At 68.2% G+C, this 8,218-nt stretch carries 7 protein-coding genes and 1 pseudogene; 5 read left to right on the forward strand and 3 right to left on the reverse strand.

Going from position 1 to position 8,218, the window contains the following annotated elements:
• The first annotated feature begins 173 nt into the window (after nucleotides 1-173).
• From DI573_RS14215 to DI573_RS14235, 5 genes are all read left to right on the forward strand, one after another.
• Complete coding sequence (locus DI573_RS14215) at nucleotides 174-1,112, forward strand: ABC transporter permease (protein ID WP_292815667.1); 939 nt, start codon at nucleotides 174-176, stop codon at nucleotides 1,110-1,112.
• Complete coding sequence (locus DI573_RS14220) at nucleotides 1,109-1,987, forward strand: ABC transporter permease (protein WP_292815670.1); 879 nt, start codon at nucleotides 1,109-1,111, stop codon at nucleotides 1,985-1,987. The genes DI573_RS14215 and DI573_RS14220 overlap by 4 nt, the downstream gene beginning before the upstream one ends.
• Nucleotides 1,984-3,648, forward strand: coding sequence for an ABC transporter ATP-binding protein (locus tag DI573_RS14225; RefSeq protein ID WP_292815672.1), 1,665 nt, complete (start codon nucleotides 1,984-1,986; stop codon nucleotides 3,646-3,648). Before DI573_RS14220 ends, DI573_RS14225 begins: the two co-directional genes overlap by 4 nt.
• 342 nt (nucleotides 3,649-3,990) lie before the next feature.
• On the forward strand, nucleotides 3,991-4,476 hold the full coding sequence (locus DI573_RS14230) for a nucleotidyltransferase domain-containing protein (protein ID WP_292815675.1): 486 nt from the start codon (nucleotides 3,991-3,993) through the stop codon (nucleotides 4,474-4,476).
• A complete protein-coding gene (locus tag DI573_RS14235; protein WP_292815678.1) occupies nucleotides 4,473-4,865 on the forward strand; it encodes a hypothetical protein in 393 nt (130 codons plus the stop codon). Before DI573_RS14230 ends, DI573_RS14235 begins: the two co-directional genes overlap by 4 nt.
• Nucleotides 4,866-5,265: 400 nt before the next feature.
• On the opposite strand, the gene DI573_RS14240 is transcribed toward DI573_RS14235, so the two are convergent.
• The 3 genes and pseudogenes from DI573_RS14240 to DI573_RS14250 all read right to left on the reverse strand — a co-directional run.
• Nucleotides 5,266-6,123: a GntR family transcriptional regulator gene (locus tag DI573_RS14240; RefSeq protein ID WP_292815681.1), complete on the reverse strand. Its 858-nt coding sequence runs from the start codon at nucleotides 6,121-6,123 to the stop codon at nucleotides 5,266-5,268.
• 14 nt (nucleotides 6,124-6,137) lie between these two features.
• On the reverse strand, nucleotides 6,138-7,526 hold the full coding sequence (locus DI573_RS14245; protein ID WP_292815684.1) for an MFS transporter: 1,389 nt from the start codon (nucleotides 7,524-7,526) through the stop codon (nucleotides 6,138-6,140).
• Nucleotides 7,527-7,609: 83 nt separating this feature from the next.
• A pseudogene (locus tag DI573_RS14250) lies at nucleotides 7,610-8,218 on the reverse strand (hypothetical protein); the annotation flags it as partial.

An 8,218-nucleotide genomic window follows, 5' to 3' on the forward strand; every position in this document is an offset into this window, starting at 1 on the left:
AAGTCGATGAACTCCTCGGCGTCGGCCTGTACGCGCTCGCCCTCGGGGGATTCGAACGCCGCAGCGAGATCTTCCGTGCGCTCCAGGCGAGTGAAGCCCAGGCGTACCTCGCCGAGTGATCCTCTCGGGGGGCGCGGGATTCCGCGCCCCCCGTACCAGCGAAAGGCAAACCCGTGACATACGTGGCAGGTCGGCTCGGCCAGGCGGTGATCGTGCTCGCGATCGCGTTCACCGTCTCCTTCATCATGCTGCAGGCGCTGCCGGGCGATGCGCTCGTCATCCGGTTCGAGAACCCCGAGGCCGGCCTCAGCCCCGACGAGATCGCCCGGCTGCGTGAGGCGCTGGGTGCCGACCTGCCGCTGTGGCAGCAGTTCTGGATGACCCTCACGAGCTTCCTGCGGGGCGACTTCGGCTACTCGGTGCAGTCCGGCACGTCGGTCGCGGCGATTATCGCCTCGGCGTTGCCGGACACGCTCGTCCTCGCGGGCACCGCCTTCGTCGTCGCGGCGCTCCTCGCCGTCGTGCTCGCCCTGCTCACGCAGCTGCAGCCGCTCGCGTGGCTCGGCCGGGTGCTGCGCTCAACGCCCTCCCTCTTCATCTCCATCCCGGTCTTCTGGCTGGGCATCGTCCTCGTACAGGTGTTCTCGTTCCGCCTGGGGTGGGTTCCCGTGATCAACCCGGGACCCATCGAAGGGCTCATCCTGCCCGTCATGGCGCTGGCCCTTCCCATCTCCGCCCCGATCGCGCAGGTGCTCATCCGCGCGATCGACGACGTGCGCATGCAGCCGTTCATCACCGTGGTGCGCTCGCGCGGCGCCTCGGACTGGTGGATCCTCAGCCAGAACGTCGCGCGCAACGCCGTGCTGCCGGCGCTCACGATGGCCGGCCTGCTGTTCGGCGAGCTGATCAGCGGCGCCGTCATCACCGAGACCGTCTTCGGGCGCACGGGCATCGGACGTGTCACCGAGCAGGCCGTCGTCGCCCAGGACACCCCCGTGCTGCAGGCGGTCGTGGTGATCTCGGCGGCCGTGTTCGTACTCGTCAACCTCGCCGTCGACCTCATCTACCCCGTCCTCGATCCCCGCCTCGCGGCGAAGGGAGCACGCGCATGACCGAGAAGCTCGTCCTCGCCCCGCCGACGACCTCGTTCGTGAGCTCGCGCGCAGGCTCGCTCCTGCGCAGCGCCCGGCGTCCGGGCACCGCCACGGTCGCCCTCGCCCTGGGGACGCTCCTCCTCGTCACGGCCTGGGCTCTGGTGCCCGGGGTCTTCGCCCCCGGCGATCCGATCGCGGGGAGCCTCGCCGATGCCCTCCAGCCGCCCTCGGCGGCGCACTGGTTCGGTACCGACGCGACGGGGCGCGACGTCTACACCCGTGTCGTGCACGGCGCGGCGAACACCCTGGCGAGCGCGCTGCTCGCGGTCTCGCTCGGCCTGATCGTCGGCACACTGCTCGGCCTCGTGGCCGGGTCGGGCCCGCGGTGGGTGGACGCGTCGCTCATGCGACTGGTCGACGTGCTGCTCTCGATCCCCGGCCTGCTGCTGTCGCTGAGCGTCATCATCATCCTGGGCTTCGGGCTCATGCAGATCGCACTGGCCGTCGCGGTCACGAGCATCGCCGCCTTCGCGCGGCTCGTGCGCGGCGAGGTGCTCCGGGTGCGATCGGCCGACTTCATCGAGGCCGCGTACGCCAGCGGCGGCACGTTCGGCACCGTCATGTTCCGGCACATCCTGCCGAACTCCCTCGCGCCGGTGTTCGCGCTCGCCGCGCTGCAGTTCGGCATGGCGATCCTCGCCATCTCGGCGCTGGGCTTTCTCGGGTACGGGGCGCCGCCGCCGGCACCCGAGTGGGGCCTCATGATCGCCGAGGGTCGCGACTACGTGGCCACCGCCTGGTGGCTGACGACCATCCCCGGCATCGTGGTCGTGCTCGTCGTTCTGGCCACCAACCGCCTCTCCGCCGCCATCTCCACGAGGAGCGCACGATGAAGAAGCCCGCCGGCGCGAGCGCCTGGAACGACGATGCGCCCACCCTCGAGGTCGAGGACCTCTCGATCGCCTATACGGTCCGCGGCACCGAGACCGTCGCCGTGCGCGACGTCTCGTTCGCGCTCGGCCGGGGCGACACGCTCGCCGTCGTCGGCGAATCGGGCTCGGGCAAGACGACGACCGCGCAGGCTGTCATCGGGCTGCTGGCGAGCAACGGCCGGGTGGTGTCGGGATCGATCACGCTCGGCGGCGTCGATGTCACGACGTGGACCGACGCCGACTGGCGCCGCGTGCGCGGGCGGCACGTCGCCCTGATCCCGCAGGACCCGCACAACTCCCTCAACCCCGTCAAGCGCATCGGCGACAGCCTCGCCGAGGTGATGCGGGTGCATCGGTGGGCCGATTCCGCGCAGATCAAGCGCCGTGTGCTCGAACTGCTCGAGCGTGTCGACATCCCCGATCCGGAGGCACGCGCGAAGCAGTACCCTCACCAGCTCAGCGGGGGCATGAAACAGCGGGTGCTGATCGCGAGCGCGATCGCGCTCAAGCCCGAGCTGATCATCGCCGATGAGGCGACGAGCGCGCTCGATGTGACCGTGCAGAAGACGATCCTCGATCTGATCGACGAGCTGCGCCGCGAGGACGGCACGTCGGTCATGCTCGTCACCCACGATCTCGCGGTGGCCGCCGACCGCACCACCGACGTCGTGGTGATGAAGGACGGCCGGGTGCAGGAGAAGGGCCGGACGCGCGTCGTGCTCGAGCGGCCCACCGCCGAATACACCCGCAAACTGGTGGCCAACGCGCCGGCGCTGGCCGTCGCGACGCGCACGCCAGACGAGGTGCGGGCGCAGCTCGTGGATGCTCGGCACGAGCAGGCCGTCATCTCCTTGACCGATGTGGTCAAGGAGTTCGACGTGGGGCGCCGCAGGGAGCCGTTCCGCGCCGTCGACTCCGTCTCCTTCTCGGTGCGCCGGGGGATGACGCACGCCCTGGTGGGCGAGTCGGGCTCGGGCAAGTCGACCATCGCGCGCATGGTGATGGGCTTCGAGAAGGCCTCGTCAGGGTCGGTGCAGGTCGACGGGGCGGACATGGCGACGCTCAGCGGTGCGGCGCTGCGCCAGGCGCGGCGCCGACTGCAGATGGTGTACCAGAATCCGTACAGCAGCCTGGATCCGCGCCAGAGCATCGAGTCGATCCTCGAAGAGCCGCTGCGCAACTACGGCATCGGTTCACGCAGGGAGCGATCGACGCGGGCTCGCGAGGCGCTCGATCGCGTGGCGCTTCCCGCGACGACGTCGACGCGACGCCCGCGGGAGCTGTCGGGCGGGCAGCGTCAGCGCGTCGCGATCGCACGTGCCCTCGTGCTCGATCCGACGATCATCGTGCTCGATGAGGCGGTCTCGGCCCTGGATGTGACCGTGCAGGCCGGCATCCTCGATCTGCTTGCGCAGATTCAGAAGGAGTCGGGCACCACGTACCTCTTCATCAGCCACGATCTCGCCGTCGTCCGCCAGGTGGCCGAGACCGTGACGGTGCTGCGCCGCGGGGTGTGCGTCGAGCAGGGCATCACAGAGGACGTCTTCGCACACCCCGAGCACCCCTACACCGTCGCGCTGCTGGAGGCCATCCCGGGCCGCGCCGTCGCCGCGGCGGGCTGACCCACGTGGCCACGCTCCAGCCTTGACGCAGGCGTTTGCGCCGCCGTGTGGCCACTGGTCCCCCTGCGCCGCTGATTGATCACCGCTAGATCCGCCGCGCGACGGAGTTCGGCGCCGTGCGCCCGGGCGATGCCCCCGCGAGTCGGCACGATGTGTCGGCGATCGTCGCTCGGCAAGACATTCGTGCCAGGTCGGGTGCGGTGGGGGCGGGGTCGCGGGCCGGTCGTATCACCGCATCGGCGTTGGCGACGGCGGCGGCGCATCCGCTCCGAACAGACACAATTGTGCAATATTGCGCAGAATTGTACGCGACGACGTATAATTTCCACAATCCGCCAGGCCATGAGACGGCTGGTCGAACAGGGGATCGTGCTCGAGCATCGGATCGGGCGCTCTGCGACCTACGAACTCAACGATGAGCACCTCGCCGCCGTGCCGATCCGCGCGCTCGCCGCGATGAAGAGCTCGCTTCTGGACCGCCTGCGTGCGGCCGTCGCCGACTGGCCCAACCCGCCCGTTTTCGGCGCGATGTTCGGATCGGCCGCGCGGGGGGACATGCGGGCGCAGAGCGACCTCGACATCCTGCTCGTGCGAGAGGCAGGCATGAGCGACGAGTCGTGGCTTTCTCACGTGGTGCGCCTCTCTGCGTCCGCTACCGCGTGGACGGGAAATGACGCGCGCATCGTTGATGTCACTGAGGATGACATCGACGATCCCTCGATACGCCCGCTTCTCGACGAGGTGCTGGCCGACGGGATCGCATTCACAGACGACTCTGGCTGGTTGACGCGCGTACTCCGCGCACTGCAGGCCGACATGCGTTCATGACACCCCGTCCGACCCGCACGCGGGCATGCGCCCCCTCGGACCGCGACGGGCGCCGAGCTCAGGCCGAGGGTTTCTGGCGCGACGCCGAGGACCTCGCGGCGCTCGCAACCGGCAGCCCCAACACGCTGGTGACGCTTTATGTGCACGCGGGAATCGCGGCCGCCGACGCCATCTGCTGCGCACGGTTGGGTGAGTACTCGACGTCGGGCAATCACAGCGACGCCGTCGCCTTGCTCACGCGCGCCGACGCGACTCTGGCACCCGCTCTGCAACGGCTGATCAGCGTGAAGAGCGCCGCAGGCTATGGGGCTATCTCTATGTCTTCGCAGCGGATCACCGACTCACGCAAAGCGGCCGAGCGACTCATCGCAGCACTTCGCCGCGTATAGCCCCGGCCGCAACCCGGGGAGCGGCACCCGGTGAGCCCCCGTTGACCCGAACCTGAACATCCGGGTGCGGTGGCGGGCGCACGCGCCGGGGGTTGAGCGCGCACCCGAGCGAGCGAAGCGAGTCGAAACCCGAGCGCCCTTCCACAGGCTTCGGGCGCGAAACTTCGATGCCGCCCCTGCTCATCTGCACGGCCGCCGGAACGGATGTGTACCCATGAGAAAGATGGGGTGCAGCATCCCTTCGCGATTGTGCAATCGTCGCGGGCCACGTTCGGTCAGCTCGCTGAAGATCGCGCCGTCCTCGGGATCAGCGCTGTGCGGCTCCCGCTCAGCCCGAAATTCGATCTGTTCTTCGAAGCCAGAGCGCCGGAGGACGCAGCGTCCGAGCAGTCTCCGATTCTCAGATCGGCGCGATAGGCACAGGCGTCGGGAGCGAAGAAGAGATCACGTCGTGTTGCAGCTCACCGTCGGTGACAACGGCCATGAGCGATGCCTTGCGGCTGTCGAGATAGGTGATGTGCAGCTCGACCGGGGCGTGTGTCTGGTCGCGGTACAGGGTCTCGCGCACGAGGAGCGGACTGCCTTCGGCAAGCCCCAGGAGTCGCGCAGTTCGCGAATCGACCGTCGTCGCCTCGATGACGACGCTGATGTCGCCAGGGGCGGAGCCATGGATGCGGCGGTACCAACTGAGGTCGCCCGGCGACAACAGGGGCCGATCCTGCTCGAGGGCCTCGGCGCGCTGGTGGCCGTATCGCGAGAAGATGCCGACCGTCTGGCCGCCGACGCGCACAAGGAACTCGGACATGTGGAGTGGTTCCGTGCCCCCACCGAGCCGGGAGGACAGATACGGTGTCGGCGGGATCCGCTGGTTCTCGATCAGCAGAAGGGCACCCGTGACACCGATCGCCGGCCCGACACATTCGAACACCGGAAACGAGTGGATCTGCGACACCACAACCGTGCCGACGCCCGGCCGCCTCTCAACGAGCCCGTCTGCGCCGAGCTGACGCAGCGCCAGCCGAACAGCATTGCGGCTCGTCTTCAGCTCGCCCACGAGATCGGCCTCCTCGAGCCGACTGTGGGCGGGCAACTCCCCCGACCTGATCGCCGATCGCAGCAGCGCGTAGACGCGCCGGGGGGATTGCTGGAGCGCGTGCCCGTTGCGCAGGCGTTCGCTCAGCATCTCCGCTGCGAGGTCGTCCGCGGGCCCCGGGATGCGCTCCTGGGGCTCTGCGCGCGAGAACTCGGTCTTGGCCATCAGGGACAACAGAATCACACGACCGTTTCGGGCTCGTCACGCGGTGTGAGCGCGACGTTTCCGCGCTTCACCCGCAGTCGGCCGGCGGGCAATGAGAGCACCGCCACGAAGCCCGCCGTTCCGATCACGAGGCAGGCGGTCAGCACGATCCGGATGCCGGGCAAAGGTGCCCCCGCGCCGGTGGCCATCGCTGCGAGCACGGCGCCGAATCCCGACAGGCAGAGGACCGTCATCAGGCTCCGCAAGAACAGGATGAGAGAAGACCCCACGGCCAGCTCATCGTCGCGGAGGAACCGCTGACCGGTCGCGATCACCTGCTGCGTGACCGCCCCGACCCCCAGGGAGACCACCGCGCCGCCGGCGACGACGTACGCGAGAGGGGAGTCGGGCGTGATCGGTACGAGCATGCCGTAGCCGGCGACGACCGCGCCCATGCCGAGCGCGAGCATCATCTTGTCGCGGCCCGTCCGTGACACGATGACGCCGACTGTCAGAGACGCAATGAGCGTTGCGATCGACAGTGGGATCAGCAGCAACCCGGATTCGCCCGCGGTAGCGCCGCGAACATCCTGAAAGTACATCGCGAGATACACCGACGTGCCGAACGCGGCGACCCCGCCGACGCCGGAGGCGATGAGAACAAGCACGAGATGCCGATTGCGCATGAGAGCTGGAGGAATCAGCGGCGAGAGCGCACGTCGCTCGACCAGGACGGTAGCCAGCAGGAGCACGGCGGTCGCGGCGCCTGCAGTTGCCGCAAGCAACGGCGCCTCCGCCAACGCCGACAGGGCGATCATCGCGGCGGTCACGGTGCTCGCGATGAGGATAGTGCCGCTCACATCGAAGCGCCCGGACGGGGTGCCGGTTGTCGATATCACCGGAGCGAACCGCCAGACCATCACGAGGGCAATCAGCGCCACCGGAGCTGTGGAGTAGAAGACCCAGCGCCAGCCGCCGATGTCGACGATGATCCCGCCGAGGGCCGGAGCCAGAATTGCGGCGACAGATGTGACAGATCCGAGCATCCCGAAGAACTTCGGCCGCTCGCGAGGTGAGGTCATTCCCGTCACGATGAGTTGCACCAGAGTGACGATGCCTCCAGCACCGGCACCGATGAGCACTCGGCATGCGACGATCGTCCACGGTTCGAAAGCAGACCCTGCACCGATCGAGCCGAGCGCATAGATCGCGAGCGACATTAGCAACAGGCGGGTGGCCGAGTAGCGGTCGGCGAGTCGACCCCAGACAGGCGTAGTGACCGCGAGCACAAGCAGTGAAGTTGTGACGATCCACGTGTACTGCACCGGCGTCCCGTCGAGGTCGCCGATGATCTGTGGCAGACCCGTGAGCACCATCGTGTTGGACGCGACGGCGAAGAAGAGCGCGATGAAGAGTGCTGTCATCGCCAGCCCACGCCCGGGCGCACGTGCCCCCGCGGTGCCGCCGTCGAAACTTCTCGTCCGTCCGCCCCGATCGAGGCGGGAGGTCATTCGCCCTTGAAGTTCTCTCGCATCGTCTTTCCCGTGTATTCAGTGCGGTAGAGGCCGCGACGCTGAAGCACGGGAACGACCTCATCAACGAAGCGCTCGATGCCACCAGGCACACCCGAGCGCGGAGCGATCATGAATCCGCCGTTGGCACCGCTCGCGTGAAAGGCCTCCTCCATGTAGTCGACGATCTGATCGGGCGTGCCGATGTATTCGGCTCCGTAGACGAGCCACTCACGCGCGTACTCGCGGATGGTGGTGGTGGGGGTGGTATTGGTCATGGCCATGTCGAGATAGCCCCAGTTGGGGGCGATACCCGCGCTGCGCACTTCGGCGATCACGTCGTGCACGTAGGCATCGGGATCTATGGGATAACCATCCAGCCCCCACCACTGACTCAAGAACACATGGAGGAGGCGGTCACTGTACTGCTCACGCAGGTTCTTTCGGATCTCCTTCTCCTCAGCGGGACCGGACACGACATCGAATGCTCCGGCCCAGACGATGCCCACGTCGCGGGGGTCTCGTCCCACGCTTCGACATATCTCATCGAGCTTCGCTCGGTGCTTCGTCTTGCCTGCGTGGCCGTGCGCGCCGGCAAACTGCAG

It is taken from the genome of Microbacterium sp., assembly GCF_003248605.1.
Classification (GTDB): domain Bacteria; phylum Actinomycetota; class Actinomycetes; order Actinomycetales; family Microbacteriaceae; genus Microbacterium.

Coding starts and splice junctions, on each gene's coding strand:
- DI573_RS14235 (WP_292815678.1), top strand. CDS start 4,473: ATGACACCCCGTCCGACCCGCACGCGGGCATGCGCCCCCTCGGACCGC.
- DI573_RS14220 (WP_292815670.1), top strand. CDS start 1,109: ATGACCGAGAAGCTCGTCCTCGCCCCGCCGACGACCTCGTTCGTGAGC.
- DI573_RS14245 (WP_292815684.1), bottom strand. CDS start 7,526: ATGACAGCACTCTTCATCGCGCTCTTCTTCGCCGTCGCGTCCAACACG.
- DI573_RS14225 (WP_292815672.1), top strand. CDS start 1,984: ATGAAGAAGCCCGCCGGCGCGAGCGCCTGGAACGACGATGCGCCCACC.
- DI573_RS14240 (WP_292815681.1), bottom strand. CDS start 6,123: ATGGCCAAGACCGAGTTCTCGCGCGCAGAGCCCCAGGAGCGCATCCCG.
- DI573_RS14230 (WP_292815675.1), top strand. CDS start 3,991: ATGAGACGGCTGGTCGAACAGGGGATCGTGCTCGAGCATCGGATCGGG.